Genomic DNA, 23186 nt, shown 5'->3' with positions numbered 1-23186 from the left:
CCCCGAACGGCGCCGGCGGGCGGGGCCGTGACGACCACCGCTGCCGGGATTGACGAGCAGCCCGGGGAGGTATAACCGAGGGCGGAACGTCGGCCGGCGTTCCCGACTCCGGAGACAGGTGGCGATGAGCGAGGACACTCCCGGGCGCCCGGCCGTGCCGATTCCGGCGCTGGTCGACGCCGAGCGGCTGCGGTCCCTCGCGGAGACCCGGCTCGGCGCGGCGCCGGACGAGGCGTTCGACCGGTTCGCGCGGCTGGTCAGCGACCTGCTCGACGTGCCGGTCGCGCTGGTCTCGCTGGTCACCGCCGAGCGCCAGTTCTTCCCCGGCGCGGCCGGGCTGCCCGAGCCCTGGGCCGGCCGGCGGGAGACCCCGCTGAGCCACTCGTTCTGCCAGCACGTGGTCGACGTCGAGGTGCCGATGGTGCTGCCCGACGCCCGGCTCTACCCCCGGGTGCGGCGGAACCTGGCCATCGAGGACCTCGGGGTGGTCGCGTACGCCGGGATGCCGCTGACCGATCTGGACGGCCGGGTGCTCGGCTCGCTCTGCGCCATCGACAGCAAGCCCCGGGCCTGGACGGCCGAGCAGCTGCGTACCCTCGCCGACCTGGCCGCCGCCTGCTCCTCCGAGCTGCGGCTGCGGATCGCGGTGCAGGGCGCCGAGCAGGCCCGCCGCCGCGCCGAGGAGGCGCACGACCGGCTCGCCATGCTGGCCGGGATGAGCGAGACGCTGGGCGGCACGCTCGACGTGGCCACGGCGATCGACCGGCTCGGGCAGGCCATGGTCCCGCTGCTGGCCGACTGGTGCCTGATCACCCTGGTCGACCCGGCGGGCCGGCCGCGGACGGTCGCCGGGACGCACCGGGACCCGCAGCGAAAGTCCGACGTCGCCCGGTTCGCCGAGGTGCTGGCCACCGGGCTCGGCCCGGACTCGATCATCCGCTCGGTGCTGCGCAGCGGCCGGCCGGTCATGCGCGGCGCGGCGAGCCTGGACGACGTGGCGCGCGGCACCACCAGCCCCGAGCTCGTGCCACTGGCCGCCCTGCTGGGCTTCGGCTCGCACCTCAGCGTGCCGATCACCGCCGCCGGGGACCGGATCGTCGGCACCGTCACGCTGGTCAACGGCCCCGCCCGGCGTGGATTCGACGAGAGCGACCTGCGGACGCTGCGGGACCTCGGCCGCCGCGCCGGCCAGGCGGTCGGCAACAGCCGGCTCTACAGCGAGCAGCGGCACGTCGCCGAGGTGCTCCAGCAGAGCATGCTGCCCACCCTGCCGGAGGTGCCCGGGGTGGAACTGGCCGCCCGCTACCTGCCGGCGGCCGACCGGGTGGAGGTCGGCGGCGACTGGTACGACGCCTTCGTCCAGCCCGACGGCGACCTGGTCGCCGCCATCGGCGACGTCGCCGGGCACGACATCGAGGCGGCGGCGACCATGGGCCAGCTGCGCAACCTCGTCCGCGGCGACGCGTACGGGCGGGACGACCCGGTCGACGAGCTGATGACCCACCTCGACCGGGCGATCCAGGGGCTGCCCGTCCCGACCGTCGCCTCCGCCGTGCTGGCCCGGGTCTGCCCGGCCGCACCCGGCCTCCGGCTCTCCTGGTGCAACGCGGGGCACCCGCCGCCGCTGCTGATCCCCGCCGAGGGGCCGGTGCAGGTGCTGGACGGGACCCGGGGCGCCCTCCTCGGCCTGGCCCGCACGCCCCGCCGCACGCGCCGGGAGCTGACCCTCGCCCCGGGCGACACCCTGCTGCTGCACACCGACGGGCTGATCGAGCGCCGCGACCGGCCGATCGACGAGGGGCAGGCCGAGCTGATCGAGCAGCTCGCCGGCACCGCTCCGCTCCCCCTCGCGGCCCTCTGCGACCGGCTGCTCGCCGCGGCCCCCCGGCGGGAGGACGACATCGCCCTGCTCGCCCTGCGCGCCCGGTGAGCCGGGAGGCGGTTCGTCGGGCCCGGTTCGCCACCCCGCCCGGCTAGGCTGGGCCAGGTGAGGCCGCATCCCCCGTACCCCCGCGCCGGCCGCCTCCGGGCGGCGCTGGCGGCGTCCTGCGCGACGCTGCTGCTGGGCACCGCCGGCTGCGCCTTCGGCGACCCGGATCCCGACCCGGCCGGCGAGCCGCCCAACCTCCCGTCGCCGTCCACCTCGGCCAGCCCGGGGGGCGCCGGCCAGCAGGTGGTCGCCACGGTGCTGGCCAAGGGGCTGGCGGTGCCGTGGGGCATCGCTTTCCTGCCCGACGGCGGCGCGCTGGTCACCGAACGGGACAGCGGGCGGATCCTCCAGGTCGGCCCGGAGTCCGGGCCGGAGGGGATGACCGTCCGGGTGGTGCAGACCGTGCCGGACGTGGCGGCCTCCGGCGAGGGCGGCCTGCTCGGCATTGCGGTCTCCCCGGCGTACGCCCGGGACCGCACGGTCTTCGTCTACTACACGAGCGCCGAGGACAACCGGATCGCGCGGGTGGAGCCGGGCCGGCCGCCGACCCCGATCCTCACCGGCATCCCCAAGGCCGGCAACCACAACGGCGGCGGGCTGGCCTTCGGCCCGGACGGCTTCCTCTACGCCAGCACCGGCGACGCCGGGCGCACCGCGAACGCGCAGGACCCGAAGAGCCTCGGCGGCAAGATCCTGCGGATCACCCGGGACGGCCGGCCCGCGCCGGGCAACCCCACCGCCGGCTCCCCGGTCTGGTCGACCGGGCACCGCAACGTGCAGGGCTTCGCCTGGACGCCGAACAAGCGGATGTACGCCGTGGAGTTCGGCCAGAACACCTGGGACGAGATCAACCAGATCAACAAGGGCGGCAACTACGGCTGGCCGCAGGTGGAGGGGCGCGGCGACGACAAGCGCTACGTCAACCCCATCGTGCAGTGGCGCACCGGCGACGCCTCCTGCTCCGGCCTGGCCGCGGTGGAGCGGCTGCTGGTCACCGCCTGCCTGCGCGGGCAGCGGCTCTGGCTGGTCGAGCTGGCCGGCAACGGCACCGTCCTCGGTCAGCCGCGCGAGCTGCTCACCGGCCGGTACGGCCGGCTGCGGGCCGCCGCGGTGGCGCCGGACGGGTCGGTCTGGGTGAGCACCTCCAACCGGGACGGGCGGGGCAAACCGGCCGGCGACGACGACCGCATCCTGCGGCTGGTCTTCGCCGACGGCGGCGCCGGACGCAGCTGATTCCGCTTCCGCCGGGTTTGCCAAGATCCTTCTACGGGCAGGTCAGAATCTCAGCATGGACGGCCAGGAGAACGAGCAGCACAGCACCGGGGACGAGACGGCTCCGGAGGACGGGCGTGCCCGCCGGTGGCGCCTTGGCACGGCGCTGCGCCGGCTCGGCGTGGTGCTGGCCCTGCTCGTGGTCACCCTCGCCGGCATGGTGGCCGGCACCTACGCGGGCGGGCACGTGGGCACCGACATCGGGCCGTTCCGCGCGCAGCTCAACCTCAGCCCGTCGCTGAGCGGCGGCACCACCGTCGACATCCCGCCGCTGGGCGCGCTGCTGCTGGACAGCCACGACGGGCCGGCGTACCTGACCGTCGAGCTCGGCGCGCTGGACCAGCGGCGTACCGAGGCGCTGATCGACGACCCGGCGAGCATCAGCCGGGCCAGCCAGTCGGCGGTCGAGGACGTGCGGGCCGGCGTGATGCGGCTCGGCCTGAAGACCCTCGCCTCGTCGGTGCTGGCCACCCTGCTCCTGGCCGGCCTGGTCTTCCGCGACATGCGCCGCACCGCGTGGGCCGGCGGGCTGGCGCTGGTGGTCACCGCCGGCAGCCTCGGCCTGGCCGCCGCCACCATCCGCCCGCAGGCCATCGAGGAGCCGCGCTACGAGGGGCTGCTGGTCAACGCCCCGGCGATCGTCGGCGACGCGCGGCGGATCGCCAACGACTACACCAAGTACGCCGAGCAGCTGCAACGGCTGGTCGGCAACGTCAGCAAGCTCTACACCACGGTCTCCGCGCTGCCGGTGGTCCAGCCGTCGCCCGGCACCACCCGGGTGCTGCACGTCTCCGACATGCACCTCAACCCGACCGGCTGGCAGCTGATCCGCACCGTGGTGGAGCAGTTCAACATCGACGTGGTGATCGACACCGGCGACATCACCGACTGGGGCAGCGAGCCGGAGGCGTCCTTCGTCGGCTCGATCGGCCTGCTCAAGAAGCCGTACGTCTACATCCGCGGCAACCACGACTCGGCGAAGACGGCCGCCGCGGTGGCCGCGCAGCCCAACGCCATCGTGCTGAACAACTCCACCACGACGGTCTCCGGGCTGACCATCGCCGGCATCGGCGACCCCCGGTTCACCCCGGACAAGGAGACCTCGCCGGCCGGCAGCGGGCTCACCAGGGTCGTCGCCGACCAGGTGATCGGCGCCGGTGAGCAGCTCGCCGCCACGGTCAAGAGCTCGCCGAAGCCGGTGAACATCGCGCTGGTGCACGACCCGGCCTCGGCCGGGTCGCTCTCCGGCACCTGCCCGCTGGTGCTGGCCGGGCACACCCACGCCCGGCAGGTGTCGAAGCTGCCGCAGGTGCCGGACAAGCAGCCGACCCAGCTCATGGTGGAGGGCTCCACGGGCGGCGCCGGGCTGCGCGGCCTGGAGGGCGAGAAGCCCACCCCGCTGTCGATGTCGGTGCTCTACTTCGACCAGCAGAAGCTGCTCCAGGCCTACGACGACATCACCGTGGGCGGGACCGGGCAGTCGCAGGTCAACCTGGAACGGCACGTGATCCAGGACCCGAAGAAGGGCGACCAGGTGCCGGTCACCCCGACGCCGACCCGGGGCGGGCCCGTGTCGCCCGCCCCGACCGGCAGCCCGACCGCGACGCCGAGCCCCACCGGCTGACGCTCAGCGCAGCGAGAGCGCGGCCAGCGCGGCGTTGACGATGCTGCCGGGCAGCAGGTCATGCAGCTCGTACAGCTCCCCGACGCTGCCGGACTGGCCGAACTCGTCCACCCCGAGCGGCACGGCCGGGGCGCCGAGCGCCGAGCCGAGCCAGGCCATCGCGTGCGAGGCGGCGTCGTGCACGGTGACCACCGGCACCCGGTCGGCGAAGGCCGACCGCAGCGCCCCGGGCACGCTCGGCACGGTCGCCGTCCGCACGCCCTGGCGCAGGGTCCGCTGCCAGGCCCGGTAGAGCCGGTCCAGGCTCGTCACGTCGACCACGTGCGCCGCGACGCCCTCCTCGGCCAGCTCGGCGGCGGCCGCGAGGACCTCCGGCAGCACCGCGCCGGAGGCGGCGAGCTGCACGACCGGGGCGTCCGCGAGATGGGGGTACGCCTCGTGTGCGTCGACCAGCCGGTACGCCCCGGCCACCACCTGCCGGCGCAGCACCGCGTCGCCGATCCGGGCCCGGGCCGCCTCGAACGGCGCCTGGTCGATCGGCCGGGTGCTGAGCCGGAAGTAGTACGCCCCGTCCTCGGCCGGCGCGGCGGTGGCGGCCGGCGCCGCTCCCCCGGCGATCTGGCCGAGCGCGTCGCAGAGCAGCCAGTCGAGGCTGCCGGCGTACGCGGGTTCGCAGAAGGTGACCCCGGGCAGCTCCAGGCCGACCGAGGCGGTGATCGTCGACTGGTGGGCGCCACCCTCGGGGGCGAGGGTGATGCCGGACGGGGTGCCGGCGACCACGAACCGGGAGCCCGAGTAGGTGCCGTAGAGGAAGGCGTCCAGGCCGCGCAGCACGAACGGGTCGTAGACCGTGCCGACGGGCAGCAGCGGCTGCCCGGACAGGTCCCACGACAGGCCGAGCTGGCCGAGCAGCAGGAACAGGTTCATCTCGGAGATGCCCAGCTCGATGTGCTGCCCGGCGGGGGTCTCCGTCCAGCGCAGCATCCGGTCCTCGGTCCAGGAGCGCTGCTCGGTCGGGGCGAACACGCCGGTCTTGTTATGAACCCCGCCAGGTTGGTGGAGGTGGCCACGTCCGGCGCGGTGGTGACCAGGTAGGGCGCGACCTTCGGGTCGCGGGCCAGGTCGACCAGCACCCGGCCGAAGACCTCCTGGGTGGAGACGGGCTTGTTGACCCGTACCTTGGTGGTCTCCGGGACGGTGACCCCCAGCGCCCGCTCGCGCGGCGCGCGGGACAGCGCCTCCCGGCGCTCGCCGGCCCGGATGCCGGCCGGGGAGGCCGGGTCGAGGCGGTCCCACTCGGTGTCCCGGGTCAGGCCGTGCGCGGCGCGCAGCGCGTCGACCTGCTCGGTGGTGAGCAGCGCCGAGTGGTTGCGCGGGTTGCCGGCGATCGGCAGCCCCCACCCCTTGACCGTGTACGCGAAGACCACGCTGGGCCGGTCGGTGACCGCGTCGCACTGGGCGTACGCGTCGAGCATCGCCTGCAGGTCGTGCCCGCCCAGGTCGGTGACGAGCGGGCCCAACTCGTCGTCGGGGATGTCGGCCACGAAGGCGGCCACCTCGGCCGGGGCACCGTCCAGGAACTGCTTGCGCAGCGCCGGCCCGGCCAGCCCGAACAGCGACTGGTACTGCTCGTTCGGCATCAGGTCGATCCAGTCGCGCAGCGCTGCCCCGCCCGGCCGCTCGTACGCCTCGGCGAGCCTGCGGCCGTACTTGACCTCGACCACGTGCCAGCCGGCGGCCTCGAACTGCCCGCGCCACTGGTTGATCCGGACCCCGGGGACGACCCGGTCCAGCGACTGGCGGTTGAAGTCGACCAGCCACATGACGTTGCCCAGCCCGGTGGTGGCCGGGTCGGCGACGGCCTCCCAGATGTTGCCCTCGTCCAGTTCCGCGTCGCCGATGAGGGCGATGAACCGGGAGTGCGGCCGCTCGCCGAAGTGCGCGTCGACGTAGCGGCGGGTGACCGCGGCGAACAGCGGCGCGGCGGCGCCCAGGCCCACCGAACCGGTGGAGAAGTCCACCCCGTCCGGGTCCTTGGTCCGGGACGGGTACGACTGCAACCCGCCGCGCGCCCGCAGCTTCGGCAGGTAGGACCGGTCCAGGTTGCCGAGCAGGTACTGGACGGCGTGGAAGACCGGCGAGGCGTGCGGCTTGACCGCGACCCGGTCCTCGGCGTCCAGGTGGGCGAACCAGAGCGCGGTCATCGCGGTGACCAGCGAGGCGCTGGACGCCTGGTGGCCGCCGACCTTCACGCCGTCGCCGGTGTCCCGGTCGTGGTTGGCCGCGTCCACGATGCGGGTGGCGAGCCAGAGCACCCGCCGCTGGATCTCGTCGAGGACGTCGAGGTCGTGCTGGTTCACGGTGACTCCATCCGGGCGTCGCCGTTGACGCCCACGCGCGGGGGGGTGCGGGGTGGCCGCGTACTCGGAAGAGACCGGGGGCCGCCGCCGGATCACGGCGGCGGCCCCCGGGACGGGACTCAGCCCTGGACGCCGAGGCGCGCCAGGATCAGCTCGCGGACGGTCTTGGCGTCCGCCTGGCCGCGGGTGGTCTTCATGACCGCGCCGACCAGCGCGCCGGCCGCCGCGACCTTGCCGCTGCGGATCTTGTCGGCGACGTCCGGGTTGGCGGCGATCGCCTCGTCCACGGCGGCGGTGAGCGCGCCGGTGTCGGAGACGACCTCCAGGTTGCGGTTGGTCATGATCTCGGTCGGCGAGCCCTCGCCGCCCACCACGCCCTCCAGCACGATGCGGGCCAGCTTGTCGTTGAGCCGGCCGGCGTCCACCAGGCCCTGCAGCTCGGCGACCTGCTCCGGGGTGGCCCCGACGTCGGAGAGTTCCACGCCGGTCTCATTGGCCCGCCGGGACAGCTCGCCCAGCCACCACTTGCGGGCGGCGGCCGGGGTGGCGCCGGCGGCCACGGTCCGCTCGATCAGTTCCACCGCGCCGGCGTTGACCACCGACTGCATGTCCAGGTCGGACAGGCCCCAGTCCTGCTGGATGCGCTTGCGGCGCAGCCGCGGCAGCTCCGGCAGGGCGGCCTTCAGCTCGGCCACCCAGGCGGGGTCCGGCGCGAGCGGGACCAGGTCCGGCTCCGGGAAGTACCGGTAGTCGGTGGCGGTCTCCTTGGACCGGCCGGGGGTGGTGTCCCCGGTGTCCTCGTGGAAGTGCCGGGTCTCCTGCGTGATGGTGCCGCCGGCGTCGAGCACCGACGCCTGCCGCAGCATCTCCGAACGGACCGCCCGCTCGACCGAGCGCAGCGAGTTGACGTTCTTGGTCTCGGTGCGGGTGCCCCACTCCTCGCCCGGCTTGTTCAGCGAGGTGTTGACGTCGCAGCGCAGCGAGCCCTCCTCCATCCGGACGTCGGAGACGCCCAGCGAGCGGATCACGTCGCGCAGTTCGGTCACGTACGCCCGGGCCACCTCGGGAGCGAGCGCGCCGGTGCCGGGGACCGGCCTGGTGACGATCTCCACGAGGGGGATGCCGGCCCGGTTGTAGTCGACCAGCGACTCGGTGGCGCCGTGGATCCGACCGGTGGCGCCGCCGACGTGCAGCGTCTTGCCGGTGTCCTCCTCCAGGTGCACCCGCTCGATGCCGATCCGCACGATCTCGCCGTTCACCTCGACGTCCAGGTAGCCGTCGACGCAGAGCGGCTCGTCGTACTGGCTGATCTGGAAGTTCTTCGGCATGTCCGGATAGAAGTAGTTCTTCCGGGCGAACCGGCACCACTCGGCGATGGAGCAGTTCAGCGCGAGACCGATCCGGATGGTCGCCTCGATGGCCGCCTTGTTGGCCACCGGCAGCGAGCCGGGCAGGCCCAGGCAGACCGGGCAGACCCGGGTGTTCGGCTCGCCGCCGAAGTCGGTCGGGCAGCCGCACCACATCTTGGTGTTCGTGCCCAGCTCGACGTGGGTCTCCAGGCCGATCACCGGTTCGTAGCGCGCCACGACCTCGTCGTACGCGGGCAGTGTCGTCGTCATCGGTGCTCCTGCCTCACAGTGCCGGTGGGGTGAACGTGCCGACCGTGGACTCCAGCGCGGCGGCGACCCGGTACATCCGGTCGTCGGCCATGGTCGGGGCCATGATCTGGAAACCGACCGGCAGCCCTTCGGAGAGGCCGCACGGGACCGAGATGCCCGGCCCGCCGTAGAGGTTGGTCGGGATGGTGAACAGGTCGGCCAGGTACATCTGGTAGGGGTCGGCGGTGCGCGCCCCGATCGGGAAGGCCACGAACGGGGTGGTCGGCGAGATGAGCGCGTCCACCCGCTCGAAGGCGGCGGTGAAGTCCCGGGTGATCAGGGTGCGGACCTTCTGCGCCTGCCCGTAGTAGGCGTCGTAGTAGCCCGAGGAGAGCGCGTAGGTGCCGAGCATGATGCGCCGCTTCACCTCGGGACCGAAGCCGGCCTCCCGGGTCAGCGACATGACCTCCTCCAGCGACCGGTTGCCGTCGTCGCCGACCCGCAGGCCGAACCGGACGCCGTCGAACCGGGCCAGGTTGGAGGAGCACTCGCTCGGCGCGATCAGGTAGTAGGCCGGCAGGGCGTACTTGAAGTGCGGGCAGGAGATCTCGACGATCTCGGCGCCCAGCTTCGCGAGGGCCTCCACCGACTCGCGGAACGCGGCCATCACGCCCGGCTCGGCGCCCTCGCCGGTGAACTCGGTGACCACGCCGAGCTTCACCCCGGTGAGGTCGCCGGTGGCGCCGAGCTTCGCAGCGCCCACCACGTCCGGCACCGGGGCCGGGATCGAGGTGGAGTCGTTCGGGTCGTGGCCGGCGATCACCTGGTGCAGCAGCGCGGCGTCGAGCACCGTGCGCGCGCACGGGCCGGGGGTGTCCAGCGAGGAGGAGAACGCCACCAGGCCGTAGCGGGAGGTGCCGCCGTAGGTGGGCTTCGCCCCGACCGTGCCGGTGACCGCGCCCGGCTGGCGGATCGAGCCGCCGGTGTCCGAGCCGATCGACAGCGGCGCCTCGTACGCGGCCAGCGCCGCCGCGCTGCCGCCACCCGAGCCACCCGGGATGCGGTCCAGGTCCCACGGGTTGCGGGTCGGGCCGTACGCCGAGTATTCCGTGGAGGAGCCCATGGCGAACTCGTCCATGTTGGTCTTGCCGAGCATCACCGTGCCGGCGTCGCGCAGCCGCTGCACGACCGTCGAGTCGTACGGCGGGCGCCAGCCCTCCAGGATCTTCGAGCCGACGGTGGTCGGCACGCCCTTGGTGGTGAGCACGTCCTTCACGGCGACCGGCACGCCGGCCAGCGGGCCCAGCTCCTCGCCGGCGGCGCGGCGCTCGTCCACCCGGCGGGCGGCGGCCAGCGCGCCCTCGGTGTCGACGTGCAGGAAGGCGTGGACCCGCTCGTCGACGGCGGTGATCCGGTCCAGGTGGGCCTGCGTGACCTCCACGGCGGAGGTCCCGCCGGTCGCCACCAGGCCGGCGATCTCGGCGGCGGTGAGCCTGGTCAGGTCAGTCATGAAGCCACATCCTCGTCCAGGATCCGCGGGACGCGGAACCGCTGCTCCTCGGCGTCGGGCGCACCCGACAGCGCCTCCTGCGGGGTCAGGCACGGCGTCACCACGTCCTCACGGAGGACGTTGGTCAGCGGCACCGAGTGGGACGTCGGCGGAATGTCCGCCGCGGCGACCTCGCCGACCTGGGCGACCGACTGGAGGATCACGTCCAGCTGGCCGGCGAAGGTGTCCAACTCCTCCTCGGTGACGGCGAGCCGCGACAGTCGCGCGAGATGCGCGACCTCCTCGCGGGAGATGGCGGCCATCGGGTGCCCCCTTCGTGGCTGTCCTGCTGCGTCTGCGGTGTGCCGGCCGCGCGCTCGCCGGGGACGATGACACGCGGTGACCGGAGCGAGTCTATTGCCCTCCGGTGGGGCCGACGCCTCCGACTCCCGGTGCCCGGCCGCCGGGACGCCGGTCAACGGGCCGGTCGGCGCGGCCCGTCACCCTCCGCCGCCACGGCCGGGTGGACCGGACGGTACCGGGACAGCCAGGTCACCAGCTCCTCGGCCGGCATGGGGCGGGCGTGGAACCAGCCCTGCGCCACGTCGCAGCCGGCCGCGTGCAGCAGCCGCCAGGTGCGCTCGTCCTCGACGCCCTCGGCCACCACCCGCAGCCCGAGGGCCCCGGCCAGCTCGATCATCGACCGGACGATCGCCGCGTCGTCGGGGTCGTCGGCCATCCCCAGCACGAACGACCGGTCCACCTTCACCTCGGACAGCGGCAACCGGCGCAGGTGCTGCAACGACGAGTAGCCGGTGCCGAAGTCGTCCAGCGCGATGCCGACCCCGATCCGGTGCAGCTGGGTGATGCTGGCCAGCACCCGCCGCGGGTCGGCCATCAGCGCGCCCTCGGTGATCTCCACCTGGAGCCGGTCCGGCGGGACGCCGTAGCGGGCCAGCCGGTCGGCGATCTGCTCGGCGATCTCGCCGGTGTGCAGGTCGCGGACGCTGACGTTGAGCGCGGCGCGCAGCGTGACGCCGGCCGCCGACCACTTGGCCACCTGCTCCACCACGTCGTCCACCACCCGGCGGGTGAGCAGCCGCATCACCGCGCTCTGCTCGGCGACCTGGATCAACTCCCCGGGGTCGACCATGCCCCGGCGCGGGTGCCGCCAGCGCAGCAGCGCCTCGACCCCGACCACCTCGCCGGTCGCGATGGCGATCTGCGGCTGGTAGTACATGGTGATCTCGCCCGGGTCGTCCGCCCCGCCGGGGTGACCGGCCGGCCGGGCCCGGGCCGGGCCGCGCGGCTCCATCGGCCGGCTCGGGACCGGTGCCGCGCCGGCCTCCGACCCGGAGCCGGACGGTCCGCTCGGGCCGCCCGGTCCGCCCGCTCGCTGACGAGCCGCGTCGTCGCCCTCCGGCTGGCCGACGGTCACGGTGTCGGGCTGGCCGCCGAGCGCCGCGCCGAGCACCGCCTCCGGCCGGCCGTCGGGCCCCACCTCGGGCTGGCCGCCGTGGGCCGGGGTGAGCCGGTCGCCGTCCCCGGGCGACGGAACCTCCGCCGGGGCCGGACGGGCCGCCCGGCGGCGGATCGGGTCCGCGCCGGTGACGATCCGGTTGATCAGCTCGTCGTCGTGCCGCACCTCGACCCGCTCGCGCCGCCGCAGCCGCCACCGCCCCGGCGGCTCCAGGTCGCGGCGCGGCCGCAGCCGCCCCGACCCGGGGATGTCGGAGGACCCGTCGCCGGGTCGCGCCCGACCGCCGTTGCGAGGCAGACCGTCGGCCCGGGCCGGCCGCGCCGCCGGGGCGGGCAGGCCGGGCGCCGGGGCGAGGGCCGCGCCGTCGCCACCACGTACACCGGTCGGCTCCCCGGCCGGGGCCGGCGGCCCGGCCTCCAGCACGCGGCGCAGGTCGGCAAGGAGGCTCAGCCGCTCGGCGGAGTTGTGGTCGGACTCCGGCGCGTAGACGGCGACGGTGTCGTTGCGGTGCTTCGCGTCGTACATCGCCACGTCGGCGTGGCGCATCAGGGTGGCGAAGTCCTCGCCATGCTCGGGGAAGAGGGCGACGCCGATCGAGCCGCCCACGTCCAGCGGCAGCCCGTCCAGCGGCACCGGCTCGGCGAGCGCGGCCACCACCCGGTCGGCCCGCTCGCGGGCCTGGTCGGTGCCGGTGAGCCCGGGTACGACGATGGCGAACTCGTCGCCGCCGAGCCGCGCCACCAGGTCCCCCTCACCGACCACCTCGATCAGCCGGGCGCTCACCTCGACGAGCAGCCGGTCACCCACCGCGTGCCCGAGCGCGTCGTTGACGTGCTTGAACCGGTCGAGGTCGAGCAGCAACAGGGCCAGGTGGGCGTCCGGCTCGCCCCGGGCGGCCCGCTCGGCGTGCAGGTGCACCTGCTCGGCCACCTCGGTGAGCAGAGCCTTGCGGTTGGGCAGCCCGGTCAGCGGGTCGAGGTCGGCGAGCTGCTCCCGCTCGGCGGAGAGCCGGGCCATCCGGTAGACCGCGAAGAGCGGCACCAGCACCAGCGGGATCAGCGCAGCGCTGGCCCGGGCCGCGGCCACCAGCACCGGGGCGAGCAGCAGCAGCGAGCCGGTGGAGAGCAGCTCGTAGGCCAGGCCCAGCCGGACGCTGGGCCACCAGCGGTCGCCGAACCGCAGCCGGATCGCGGAGCTGACCAGGCCGTAGTTGACCACGAACCAGGCCGCCGTGGCGCCGCCCACCGCCGCCACGTCGGTCCAGTGCAGCCGGCCACCGTCGAAGAGCTCGCCCGAGCCGAGCCGGGTGACCGCGTACGCGGCCGCCAGCGCGCAGGCGTACTGGGCGCCGTTGAAGGCGGTGCGCCATCCGGCGTAGCCGAGCCGCCAGCCGGAGACGGCCACCGCCACGGCCTGCACCGCGACGGCCGGGCCGAGCCCCCAGCCGAGCAGGATGGCGAAGGTGAAGCAGGTCGACGGGAAGACCGCCGAGGTCTGGCGTCGACCGGGCGGCACGAACGGCCGGGCGTCGCAGGCCACGGCGAGCGCCGCCATGGTCCAGAAGGCGGCCGGCAGGTCGGGCAGCTCGTCGGGGAGCGCGGCCAGCGGCCCGGCCGACACGAGCAGGGCCAGGACGCCGACCACACTGACGAAGCCGAAGAACGGCCCGGTCCGCCCGGGCGGCACGGAGTTTCGCGGGTCGCCGGTCTCCATCGCACCTCCCGGGATCGGCCCCTGGCATGCGCCGTCACACGCCGTACGCCAATGAAACGCCCTCGGTGCCGACTTCCCCGACACGACAGTCACGAATCGGTCGTAGTCGTAATTAAGTTGGAATACGCGGCAGGCTGCGCCGCGCGGGTGTCAGCCCTCGATGCGGGCCACCTCCCGGGCCGCGTCCGGGCCGGACTCCAGCAGCACCCGGAAGCCGTCCTCGTCGAGGACGGGCACCTTGAGGCTGGCCGCCTTGTCGGCCTTGGAGCCGGGGTTGTCGCCGACCACCACGAAGCCGGTCTTCTTGGAGACCGAGCCGGTGACCTTGCCGCCGCGGCTCTGGATCGCCTCGGACGCCTGGTCGCGGCTGAACCCGGCCAGGGTGCCGGTGACCACCACGGTCACCCCTTCGAGCGGGCGCGGCCCCTCCTCGCCGGCCTCCTCGGCCATCCGCACGCCGGAGTCGGCCCACTTGCGCACCACCTCGCGGTGCCAGTCGACGGCGAACCACTCCTTGATGCTGGCCGCGATGGTCGGGCCGACGCCGTCCACCGAGGACAGCTCCTCCTCGCTCGCCGCGTCGATCGCCTCGACCGAGCGGAAGTGCCGGGCGAGGGCCTGGGCCGCGGTCGGGCCAACGTGCCGGATGGAGAGCGCGACCAGCACCCGCCACAGCTCCCGCTCCCGGGCCACGGCCAGGTTGTCGAGCAGCTTGGTCGCGTTGCTGCCCAGCGTGCCGTCCTTATTGACGAAGAACGGCGCGCGGGAGAGCTGCTCGGCGTCGAGGGCGAACAGGTCACCCTCGTCGTGGATGATCCCGGCGTCGAGCAGCGCGGCAGCGCCCTTGTAGCCGAGCACCTCGATATCGAAGGCGCCCCGGCCGGCCAGGTGGAAGACCCGCTCGCGCAGCTGCGCCGGGCAGCTGCGCGAGTTGGGGCAGCGGATGTCGACGTCGCCCTCCTTGGCCGGCGCCAGCGGCGTGCCGCAGGCCGGGCAGGTGGTGGGCATGACGAACGGGCGGGCGTCGGCCGGGCGCAGGTCGACCACCGGGCCGAGCACCTCGGGGATGACGTCGCCGGCCTTGCGCAGCACCACCGTGTCACCGATGAGCACGCCCTTGCGCTCGACCTCGCGGGCGTTGTGCAGGGTGGCCAGGGCGACCGTGGAGCCGGCCACCCGGACCGGTTCGAGGACGGCGAACGGGGTGACCCGGCCGGTGCGCCCGACGTTCACGTCGATGTCGAGCAGCTTGGTGGTCACCTCCTCCGGCGGGTACTTGAAGGCGATGGCCCAGCGCGGCGCGCGGCTCGTCGAGCCGAGCCGGCCCTGGATGGAGACCGGGTCGACCTTGACCACCACGCCGTCGATCTCGTGCTCGACGTCGTGCCGGTGCTCGGCGTAGTAGGCGATGTATTCGGCCACCCCGGCCAGGTCGGGCACCACCCGCCAGCGGTCGCTGGTCGGCAGCCCCCACGCCCGGAGCGCCGCGTAGGACTCGGACTGCGCGGCCGGCTGGAAGCCCCGGCGGGCACCGATGCCGTGGACCACCAGGCGCAACGGCCGGGAGGCGGTGATCCGCGGGTCCTTCTGGCGCAGGCTGCCGGCGGCCGCGTTGCGCGGGTTGGCGAACGGCGCCTTGCCCTGCTCGACCAGGCCGGCGTTGAGGTCGGCGAAGCCGGCCACCGGGAAGTAGATCTCGCCGCGCACCTCGAGGAACTCGGGCACGTCGGGGAAATCGTCGGAGGGGGTCAGCCGGGCCGGCACGTCCCGGATGCTGCGGACGTTGGCGGTGACGTCCTCACCGGTGCGCCCGTCGCCCCGGGTGGCGGCCCGGACCAGCCGCCCCTTCTCGTAAGTCAGGTTGATGGCCAGGCCGTCGACCTTGAGCTCGCAGAGGTAGGGCACCGGGCCGCCGGCGTCGCGCTCGACCCGCTCGGCCCAGGCGGCCAGCTCCTCGTCGGCGAAGGCGTTGTCGAGCGAGAGCATCCGCTCGGCGTGGGTGACCGGGGTGAAGTCGGTGGAGAAGGTGCCGCCGACGCGCTGGGTCGGCGAGTCGGGGGTGCGCAGCGCCGGGTATTCCGCCTCCAGCGCCTCCAGCTCACGCAGCTGCTCGTCGAACTCGGCGTCGGAGACGATCGGCGCGTCCAGCACGTAGTAGCGGTACTGGTGCTCGGTGAGCTCCTGGCTCAGCGTGGCGTGCCGCTCCCGCGCCTCGGGGGTCGGCTCGGCGCCCGCCGCCGCCTCCTGGGCCGGGCTGACCGTCTGGGGAATCGCTTCTTCGGACACCCTGCCGCCTTCGGACACCGCTGTCGACCTCCCGTGATCGTGCTACCCCCGCACGGTAGCGGGCGGGGCCGACAACCGCCCCCACCCCACCGACTCGTTCGCCGTCGATCATGACGTTGGCGGCGCCGAAGCCGACATTCCACCCCGCCAACTTCATGATCGACGGGAGGGGTCCGGGGCCCGGGTCGGGGTGGTTGGTGCCGGGCGGTGGGGTGGTCGGCGTGCGACGATCGCCGGGCGGTGGTGGGGCGGCACGGGTGAGAGGCGGGGGTACGGATGCGCGACGGGCTGCTCTGGGCGGCGGTGATCGTGGTCTGTGTGGCGGCCGGCTGGCTGTGGGGCGAGTGGCGGCGCCGGGCCGCGAACCGGTCCGCGGAGGCGGGTCGGCGCGCGGGACGCCGGTCGGGCGCGGGGGACCGCTCCGGGCGTGGTCCCCGCTCGGGAACGGAGGTGCGCAGCGACGGCGGCGCACGCCCCGGACGCGGCGGCACGCGTCCCGCCGGCAGACCGGACGGCGGCCGCCCCGACGGCGAGCCGGCGCGCGGGCGTACCGGCGCGGCGCCGCGGCCGCGGGACGCCGGGCGGGGTCCGGCGACCGCGCCGCGCCCCGGGGAGATCTGGTGGGCCGACGTGCCCTACGCCGACGGGACGGGCTCGAAGGTGCGCCCGTGCCTGGTGCTGCGGGTCGACGGCCGGGACGCCGACGTCCTGAAGATCACCAGCCAGGACAAGTCGGACCGGGACGACCACCTGCCGATCCCGACCCGGAGCTGGGACCCGGACGCCGACCACGACAGCTTCCTGGACATCAGCGAACCCATCCCGGTGCCCCTCACCGCCTTCGAGGACAGGGCCGGCACCTGCGCCCCCGACCTCTGGCGTGGCATCCGCCGCCTCCCCCACCTCACGGTCTGACCAGCGCCCGACCGGTCGGGTCAGTCGAGGGCGGTGCTGAGGGCGCGCAGGTGGTCGGCGTATTCGATCCGGGTGGACCAGTCGGCGGGCCACGCCGACATGCCGTGGGCGGCGCCGACGAAGGCGCCGGCCAGGGCGGCGATGGAGTCCGAGTCGCCGGCCGTGGTGGCGCCCCGGGCCAGCGCGCCGACCGGGTCGTCGGCGTGCCGCAGCGCGCAGAGCAGCGCGGTGGCCAGCGCCTCCTCGGCGATCCAGCCCTCGCCGGTGTGCCGGCACGGGTCGCCGCCGTCGTCGGGGCGGGCCAGCGCCGCGTCGAGCCGCCCGAGCACCCGCAGGCACTCGTCCCAGCCCCGGGCGATGAACTCCGCCGGCCTCCGCTCGCCCGAGCGCTGCCACAGGTCGCCCAGCCAGTCGGCCCGGTAGACCGTGCGCTGCGCCCGGGCCCGGTCGGTGAGCAGCCCGGGCAGCTCGGGCAGCGCGGCGCCGTCGCGCAGCAGCCGGACCGCGTACGCGGTCAGTTCGCTGGCCGCCAGGCCGGTCGGGTGGCCGTGGGTCAGGCCGGCCTGGAGCTGGGCCAGCCCGGCCAGGGTGTCGAGGTCGACGTCGAGCAGCCCGACCGGGGTGACCCGCATGTTGGCCCCGCAGCCCTTCGAGCCGGCGACCGTGGCGTCCTGCCAGCGGATGCCCCGGTCCAGCTCGGCGCAGGCCCGCAGGCAGGTCACCCCGGGCGCGCGGTTGTTGTCCGGGCTGACCGCCCAGTCGAGGAACCGCCGCCGCAGCAACGGCTCCACCGCCTCCGCCGTGTAGGCCGGCGCGTCGCGCAGGGCCCAGGCCACCGCGAGCGCCATCTGGGTGTCGTCGGTGACCAGCGCGGGGTCGCCGGTCAGCTGCCGCGGGCCGGCCGGACCGTAGCGGCGGACGATCTCGTCGACGGTAAGGAACTCGGTGGGCTTGCCCAGGGCGTCGCCGTAGGCGAGACCGAAGAACGAGCCGGAGGCGCGGCGCGGGACGGAGTCGATCACGGTGACGATCATGCCCCGCCCGCGCAAGCCCGGCCCGCGCGGTCAGTCCCAGCAGAGGCAGAACGGGTGCCCGGCCGGATCGGCGTAGACCCGCCAGCCATCCCCCTCGCCGGGCAGCCGGCGGGCGCCGAGGGCCAGCGCCGCCTTCTCCGCGGCCTCGATGTCGTCGACCGTCACGTCGATGTGGAACTGCTGCGGCCGCTCCGGGTCGGGCCACTCGGGGGCACGCAGGTTGAGCGCCTTCTGGAAGGCGAGGCGCGGCTGGTGGCCCGGCCGGCCGCCGAGCACCACCCAGTCGTCACCTTCGGAGTTGTCCTCGATGAGCGGGAGGCCGAGCAGCTCCGCGTAGAAGCCGGCCAGCGCGCGCGGATCTGGGCAGTCGATCACCACGGAACGCAGCTGTCCAATCATGCCGGTCATCCTGCCCCCGGGGTACGACAGGAAACCTCACTGCTTCCGAACTGATTGCTCATCATGCCGTTCGGATGGTTCGCTCTCCGCTCGACGGTGGCCGGGCTGGAGTCCTGGACCGGCAGTCTGGTCCGGTGGCGATCGGTCCTCTCCTGCAGGGTCTGCCTCACCTTGTCATGTGGGGTGTGCAGGGCGATGTCGGGGTCGCCGGCTCGCTGCAGGATGTTGATCGCGGCGTTCACGTCGGCCTGCCACACCACCCCGCACGAGGTGCAGTGAAGCCGGTCCCCGCTGCGTCGGCCGAGGCGGCCGCAGCGGTGACAGGCTTGTGAGGTGTAGGCGGCATTGACGTGAACGAGCGCAGAACCTCTGCGCTCCGACACGTTTGCTAGCGCCTCCGCGGTGACTCCTTTGGTCCACCCGGCGAGGCGTCGATTCATGTTCTTGCCGAGCGTCTTACGCCCGGCGAAGCGCTTGGTCAGGTCTTCGGCAACGACGACGCCGGCCTTGTCGACGACCCGATGCACGGCCTTAAAGATCTCCGTACGTACCTGCGCGCGGTGACGGATTGCCTGCCGGTCTCGCTTGACGGTCCCGAGGTTGTGGGACCTGATTCGATGCGCTTTTGCATGGTTGCCACGCAGGGCGGCGGTGTTCGCTATCGAACGCAGCTTCGCCCGCCGCCGGTTACGCTCCTTCAACCGGTCCGACTCGCCGGACAGCAGCTCGCCGAGTCGGCGGCCGTGGCGCGCGCCTTCGGAGTCCGTTAGGGCTTCGGTGTAGCCCTTGTCGACGCCGATGGTCCGGTCACCGCACGGCCGCTGTGACGACCGCATCTGCGACGCGTCTATCTGGTAGTGCACCTCGACGCGACCACCACGCAGGATCAGCCGCAGCGTGCCGGTCGGGGCAACCGTCGTGGACAACGGAATTCTGACCATGCGGCGACGTTCCAGACCGGGAACCGCCAGCCACAACTGGCCGCGCCGGTCAACGACGGTGTTGTGTTGATCAGCGCGTACCACGATCTGATCATGCGTGCGATTCCTGCCACGCCTCCAGTGCTTCCGCATCTGCCGGGCCAGGAAAGGGTCGCCAGCCCACCGGTCGGCCTTGAGGGAGTTCAGCATGTGCATCCGCTCGGCCGGGTCGCTACCACGCCGGATGGCCGCTCGACGAACCTCGACCTTAGCCGCTGCCAGGTTCGCCGCGATGTCGGTCATGGCGTCGCGGAGGGTTTCCTTCCACGCGTTGGCCAACACACCGAACCGCGCATGTGTGTCGTCAGCCAACCACCGATCCCGCACCGACCGATCCTTCAACCCGGATCCGACCCCAGAGATTGACCCGTAACGCTGCCACACCTCGCTGCGAACCTGACCCAGCCGGCGAGCCTGCTCATGCAAGGCGGCGTACTTGCTGCGATTGAGGCGGGTCGAGTACGCGATCCGGGTTACCTTCACCGGTCGACCTTGACGCTCAGATGCACCACCTGGAGCTCCTTCGCGTGGCGTCACACTCGGCACGGCTGGCGTGGCTCCTGCTTGCGGAACGATGATTTGTGGCCGCAGCCCGTTTCTACCCGCCGAGGAAGGCTGCGGCAGAAAGGGCCGGACATCCATCCGAAAGCATAGCGACGCCGCTCACAATAAAGAGGGATTCGACAACCGCTTAGTCCTCCTCGGCGAGCCGCCGGCCGGCGTCCCGGCACGCGGCGAGGACCGTGCGCACGTACGCCGGGGTGGCCCCGGCCAGGCCGCAGGCGGGGGTGACCACCACCTGCTCGGCGAGCTGGCGGCGGGGGAAGCCGAGCTGGTGCCAGACCCGGCGTACCCGGTCGGCGACCTGGGCCGAGGTCGGCGCGCGACCGCCCGGCGGCGGCAGCGCGGGCGCGGCGCCGGCCAGCAGCCCGAGCCCGGCGTCGAGGACCTCGCCGAGCGGGTCCAGGTCGGTGATCAGTTCCAGGTCGAGGGCGACGCCGGCGGCCCCGGCGGTGCGGATCAGCTCCAGCGGCACGTCCGGCGCGCAGCAGTGCACCACGGTGGGTACGCCGGCCGCCTCGATCACGCCTCGCAGCAGGGCACGGGCCACCTCGGACTCGACCGGGCGGTGGGTGCCGAAGCCGCTCTCGGTGGGTACCCGGCCGGCCAGCACGGTGGGCAGCGACGGCTCGTCGAGCTGGAGCAGCACCGTGGCGTGCGGCAGCCGCCGGGCCACCGCCGCGACGTGCCGGCGCAGCCCCTCGGCGAGCGAGCCGGCGAGGTCCCGGACCGCGCCGGGGTCGCGCAGCAGCCGCCCGCCGATCGGCAGCTCCAGCGAGGCGGCCAGGGTGAACGGGCCGGCGGCCTGGACCTTGACGGGGCCGGCGTACTCCTCGGCCTGCTCGGCGAGCTGGTCGAGGTCGCGTTCCATCAGGTCGCGGGCGCGGCGCAGGTCCTTGCCGGGCCGCGGGGCGATCCGCCAGCGGGCCGCGTACAGCTCGACCGGCAGCTCCACGAGGAGGCCGCCGGTGCGGCCGATCAGGTCCGCGCCGGGGCCCCGGGCGGGCAGTTCGGGCAGGTGCGGCAGGGCGGGCAGCTCACCGAGCACGATGCGCTGCGCCTCGGCCACGTCGGTGCCGGGCAACGACCCGATCCCCGTCGCCGCGCCCACTCCCCACGGCCAGGTCGTCTCAGTCACTGCCGCAGCCTATCCACCACCCCGCGCGCCGCACGGAGGGATCCGGGTGGGCTCAGCCGGTGATGGTGGCGGAGCCGAGGACGACGTCGCCGGCCGGGTCCGGGCGGTACGCGACGATCGCCTGGCCGGCGGCCACGCCGCGGACCGGGCGGCGCAGGTCGGCGTGCAGTTCCTCGGCGTCCAGCGACACGGTCGCCGGCACCACGTCGCCGTGCGCCCGGAGCTGCACCTCGCACTCGATCGGCCCGCCGGGGCGGGCGCCGCCGGTCCAGACCGGGCGGGTGGCCCGGACCTGGGAGACCTCCAGCGCCTCGGCCGGGCCGACGGTGACCGTGTTGGTCTTGGGGGTGATGGAGAGCACGTAGCGCGGGCGGCCGTCCGCGGCGGGGCGGTCCAGGTGCAGGCCCCGCCGCTGCCCGACGGTGTACTGGTAGGCGCCGGTGTGGCTGCCGACCACCGCGCCGCTGAGCGCGTCCACCACCGCGCCGGGGGCCTCGCCGAGCCGCTGGGACAGGAAGCCCCGGGTGTCGCCGTCGGCGATGAAGCAGATGTCGTGCGAGTCGGGCTTGTCGGCCACCGCGAGGCCGCGCCGGGCGGCCTCCGCGCGCACCTCGGCCTTGGTCGAGTCGCCGAGCGGGAAGATCGACCGGTCGAGCTGCGCCCGGGTGAGCACCGCGAGGACGTACGACTGGTCCTTGGCCGCGTCGACGCTGCGGCGCAGCAGGCCGTCCGGGCCGAGCCGGGCGTGGTGGCCGGTGACCACCGCGTCGAAGCCCAGGGCCACGGCCCGGTCCAGCACCGCGGCGAACTTGATCTTCTCGTTGCAGCGCAGGCACGGGTTCGGGGTACGGCCCGCCGCGTACTCCGCCACGAAGTCGTCCACCACGTCGGCGTGGAACCGGTCGGCCATGTCCCAGACGTAGAACGGGATGCCGAGCACGTCGGCGGCGCGGCGGGCGTCCCGGGAGTCCTCCAGGGTGCAGCAGCCCCGGGCGCCGGTGCGGTAGGTCTGTGGGTTGCGCGCGAGCGCCAGGTGCACGCCGGTCACGTCGTGCCCGGCCTCCACCGCCCGCGCCGCCGCCACGGCGGAGTCCACTCCGCCCGACATCGCCGCCAGAACCCTCACCGGCTCACTCCCCTCGTCATCACCGAGGGTATCCGGGTCAGCGGGGAGTGCGGAGGGCGGCCGCGCGGCGGGCTCGCTCCACGGCGCCGGGCAGGGCGGCGATCAGGGCGTCGACCTCCGCTTTGGTGCTGGTGTGGCCGAGGGTGAAGCGCAGCGACGAGCGGGCCCGGTCGTCGTCGGCGCCCATGGCCAGGAGCACGTGCGAGGGCTGGGCGACGCCCGCGGAGCAGGCCGAGCCGGTCGAGCAGGCGATGCCGTGGGCGTCGAGGAGCAGCAGCAGGGCGTCCCCCTCACACCCGGGGAAGGAGAAGTGCGCGTTGCCGGGGAGCCGGCCGGTCGGGTCGCCGTTGAAGATCACCTCGGGGACCGCCTGCCGGACCCGCTCGACCAGGTCGTCGCGGAGCGCGGCGACCCGGGCCGCGTACTCCTGCTGGCCCTTCACGGCGGCCTCGACGGCGACCGCGAAGGCGACGATGCCGGCGGTGTCGAGGGTGCCGGAGCGGACGTCGCGCTCCTGGCCGCCGCCGTGCAGCAGCGGGGTGGCGGCGATGTCGCGGGCCAGCAGCAGCGCGCCGACCCCGGTCGGGCCTCCGAGCTTGTGGCCGGTGACGGTGAGCGCGGCGACGCCGCTGGCGGCGAAGTCGACCGGCACCTGCCCGACCGCCTGGATCGCGTCGGTGTGGAAGGGCACCCCGTGCTCGGCGGCGACCGCGGCCAGCTCGGCCACCGGCTGCACGGTGCCCACCTCGTTGTTGGCCCACATCGCGGTGACCAGGGCGACCCGGTCGCCGTGCGCGGCCAGTTCGGCGCGGAGCCGCTCCGGCTCGAGCCGGCCGGCGGCGTCGACCGGCAGCCAGCCGACCTCGGCGCCCTCGTGCCCGGCCAGCCAGTCCACCGCGTCCAGCACGGCGTGGTGCTCGACGGCGCTGGAGACCACCCGGAGCCGCTCGGCGCGGGCGGCGCGGCGGGCCCAGAAGATGCCCTTCACGGCCAGGTTGTCGCTCTCTGTGCCACCGCCGGTGAAGATCACCTCGGACGGGCGGGCGCCCAGCACCGCGGCCACCCGCTCACGGGACTCCTCCACCCGCCGCCGGGCGCGCCGGCCCGCCGCGTGCAGCGAGGACGCGTTGCCCACCTCGCGGGCCGTGGCGACGTACGCCTCGAGTGCCTCGTCGAGCATCGGGGTCGTCGCCGCGTGATCCAGGTATGCCATCACCGTTCAGCCTAACGGCCGACCGGTGTCCCGCCGGATGCCGGACCGCCCCGTTCGTACGGGGACGG

At 74.3% G+C, this 23186-nt stretch carries 15 protein-coding genes and 1 pseudogene; 4 read left to right on the top strand and 12 right to left on the bottom strand.

The annotated features are described in order from the left end of the window. The first annotated feature begins 124 nt into the window (after positions 1-124). Genes AC0OLQ_RS07830 through AC0OLQ_RS07820 form a run of 3 tightly spaced genes read left to right on the top strand, consistent with a single transcriptional unit; the run spans position 125 to position 4826 of the window. Complete coding sequence (locus AC0OLQ_RS07830; protein WP_484530800.1) at positions 125-1930, top strand: SpoIIE family protein phosphatase; 1806 nt, start codon at positions 125-127, stop codon at positions 1928-1930. A 57-nt stretch (positions 1931-1987) separates the two neighbouring features. Further along, positions 1988-3163: a PQQ-dependent sugar dehydrogenase gene (locus tag AC0OLQ_RS07825; protein WP_484530799.1), complete on the top strand. Its 1176-nt coding sequence runs from the start codon at positions 1988-1990 to the stop codon at positions 3161-3163. A gap of 55 nt (positions 3164-3218) precedes the next feature. Continuing rightward, positions 3219-4826, top strand: a complete 1608-nt coding sequence (locus AC0OLQ_RS07820) for a metallophosphoesterase (RefSeq protein ID WP_484530798.1) — start codon at positions 3219-3221, stop codon at positions 4824-4826. A gap of 3 nt (positions 4827-4829) precedes the next feature. Here AC0OLQ_RS07820 and AC0OLQ_RS07815 read toward each other — a convergent pair. From AC0OLQ_RS07815 to ligA, 6 genes and pseudogenes are all read right to left on the bottom strand, one after another. Next, positions 4830-7186 (bottom strand): annotated as a pseudogene (locus AC0OLQ_RS07815) (transketolase-like TK C-terminal-containing protein). A gap of 119 nt (positions 7187-7305) precedes the next feature. Then, positions 7306-8805, bottom strand: coding sequence for an Asp-tRNA(Asn)/Glu-tRNA(Gln) amidotransferase subunit GatB (gene gatB / locus AC0OLQ_RS07810; RefSeq protein ID WP_484530797.1), 1500 nt, complete (start codon positions 8803-8805; stop codon positions 7306-7308). A 13-nt stretch (positions 8806-8818) separates the two neighbouring features. After that, entirely contained in the window at positions 8819-10294 is a 1476-nt protein-coding gene (gatA, locus tag AC0OLQ_RS07805; RefSeq protein ID WP_357344327.1) for an Asp-tRNA(Asn)/Glu-tRNA(Gln) amidotransferase subunit GatA, read from the bottom strand. Beyond that, positions 10291-10596: an Asp-tRNA(Asn)/Glu-tRNA(Gln) amidotransferase subunit GatC gene (gene gatC, locus AC0OLQ_RS07800; protein ID WP_091268917.1), complete on the bottom strand. Its 306-nt coding sequence runs from the start codon at positions 10594-10596 to the stop codon at positions 10291-10293. Before gatC ends, gatA begins: the two co-directional genes overlap by 4 nt. Positions 10597-10748: 152 nt before the next feature. After that, entirely contained in the window at positions 10749-13466 is a 2718-nt protein-coding gene (locus tag AC0OLQ_RS07795) for an EAL domain-containing protein (protein ID WP_484530796.1), read from the bottom strand. Positions 13467-13616: 150 nt separating this feature from the next. Continuing rightward, the gene (gene ligA / locus AC0OLQ_RS07790; protein ID WP_484530795.1) at positions 13617-15752 is read right to left on the bottom strand and encodes an NAD-dependent DNA ligase LigA; all 2136 of its coding nucleotides are present in this window, start codon (positions 15750-15752) and stop codon (positions 13617-13619) included. A 276-nt stretch (positions 15753-16028) separates the two neighbouring features. Here ligA and AC0OLQ_RS07785 point away from each other — a divergent pair, with 276 nt between their 5' ends. Further along, positions 16029-16667, top strand: a complete 639-nt coding sequence (locus AC0OLQ_RS07785) for a type II toxin-antitoxin system PemK/MazF family toxin (protein ID WP_484530794.1) — start codon at positions 16029-16031, stop codon at positions 16665-16667. A gap of 20 nt (positions 16668-16687) precedes the next feature. On the opposite strand, the gene AC0OLQ_RS07780 is transcribed toward AC0OLQ_RS07785, so the two are convergent. The 6 genes from AC0OLQ_RS07780 to AC0OLQ_RS07755 form a co-directional block, all read right to left on the bottom strand. Continuing rightward, positions 16688-17701 carry an ADP-ribosylglycohydrolase family protein gene (locus AC0OLQ_RS07780; RefSeq protein ID WP_484530793.1) on the bottom strand — a complete coding sequence of 338 codons (1014 nt, stop codon included), beginning with the start codon at positions 17699-17701 and terminating at the stop codon, positions 16688-16690. 30 nt (positions 17702-17731) lie between these two features. Continuing rightward, positions 17732-18100 carry a VOC family protein gene (locus AC0OLQ_RS07775; RefSeq protein ID WP_484530792.1) on the bottom strand — a complete coding sequence of 123 codons (369 nt, stop codon included), beginning with the start codon at positions 18098-18100 and terminating at the stop codon, positions 17732-17734. A 5-nt stretch (positions 18101-18105) separates the two neighbouring features. Next, a complete protein-coding gene (locus tag AC0OLQ_RS07770) occupies positions 18106-19563 on the bottom strand; it encodes an RNA-guided endonuclease TnpB family protein (RefSeq protein WP_484530791.1) in 1458 nt (485 codons plus the stop codon). 208 nt (positions 19564-19771) lie between these two features. Further along, entirely contained in the window at positions 19772-20779 is a 1008-nt protein-coding gene (locus AC0OLQ_RS07765) for a methionine synthase (RefSeq protein ID WP_484530790.1), read from the bottom strand. 52 nt (positions 20780-20831) lie between these two features. Then, positions 20832-21905 (bottom strand): tRNA 2-thiouridine(34) synthase MnmA, encoded by a 1074-nt coding sequence (gene mnmA, locus AC0OLQ_RS07760; protein WP_484530789.1) that lies wholly within the window; start codon positions 21903-21905, stop codon positions 20832-20834. Positions 21906-21942: 37 nt separating this feature from the next. After that, positions 21943-23118, bottom strand: a complete 1176-nt coding sequence (locus tag AC0OLQ_RS07755) for a cysteine desulfurase family protein (RefSeq protein WP_484530788.1) — start codon at positions 23116-23118, stop codon at positions 21943-21945. Between the last annotated feature and the right edge of the window lie 68 nt (positions 23119-23186).

The organism is Micromonospora sp. Utrum1, from assembly GCF_057197805.1.
Note: the sequence above shows the minus strand (reverse complement) of the source record. Positions and strands in the feature narration are given on the sequence as shown.

Excerpts from the sequence above, each read along its gene's own strand:
- AC0OLQ_RS07830 (WP_484530800.1), top strand. The coding sequence starts at position 125 with ATGAGCGAGGACACTCCCGGGCGCCCGGCCGTGCCGATTCCGGCGCTG.
- AC0OLQ_RS07820 (WP_484530798.1), top strand. The coding sequence starts at position 3,219 with ATGGACGGCCAGGAGAACGAGCAGCACAGCACCGGGGACGAGACGGCT.
- gatB (WP_484530797.1), bottom strand. The coding sequence starts at position 8,805 with ATGACGACGACACTGCCCGCGTACGACGAGGTCGTGGCGCGCTACGAA.
- gatA (WP_357344327.1), bottom strand. The coding sequence starts at position 10,294 with ATGACTGACCTGACCAGGCTCACCGCCGCCGAGATCGCCGGCCTGGTG.
- gatC (WP_091268917.1), bottom strand. The coding sequence starts at position 10,596 with ATGGCCGCCATCTCCCGCGAGGAGGTCGCGCATCTCGCGCGACTGTCG.
- AC0OLQ_RS07795 (WP_484530796.1), bottom strand. The coding sequence starts at position 13,466 with ATGGAGACCGGCGACCCGCGAAACTCCGTGCCGCCCGGGCGGACCGGG.
- AC0OLQ_RS07785 (WP_484530794.1), top strand. The coding sequence starts at position 16,029 with ATGCGCGACGGGCTGCTCTGGGCGGCGGTGATCGTGGTCTGTGTGGCG.
- AC0OLQ_RS07780 (WP_484530793.1), bottom strand. The coding sequence starts at position 17,701 with ATGATCGTCACCGTGATCGACTCCGTCCCGCGCCGCGCCTCCGGCTCG.
- AC0OLQ_RS07775 (WP_484530792.1), bottom strand. The coding sequence starts at position 18,100 with ATGATTGGACAGCTGCGTTCCGTGGTGATCGACTGCCCAGATCCGCGC.
- AC0OLQ_RS07755 (WP_484530788.1), bottom strand. The coding sequence starts at position 23,118 with ATGGCATACCTGGATCACGCGGCGACGACCCCGATGCTCGACGAGGCA.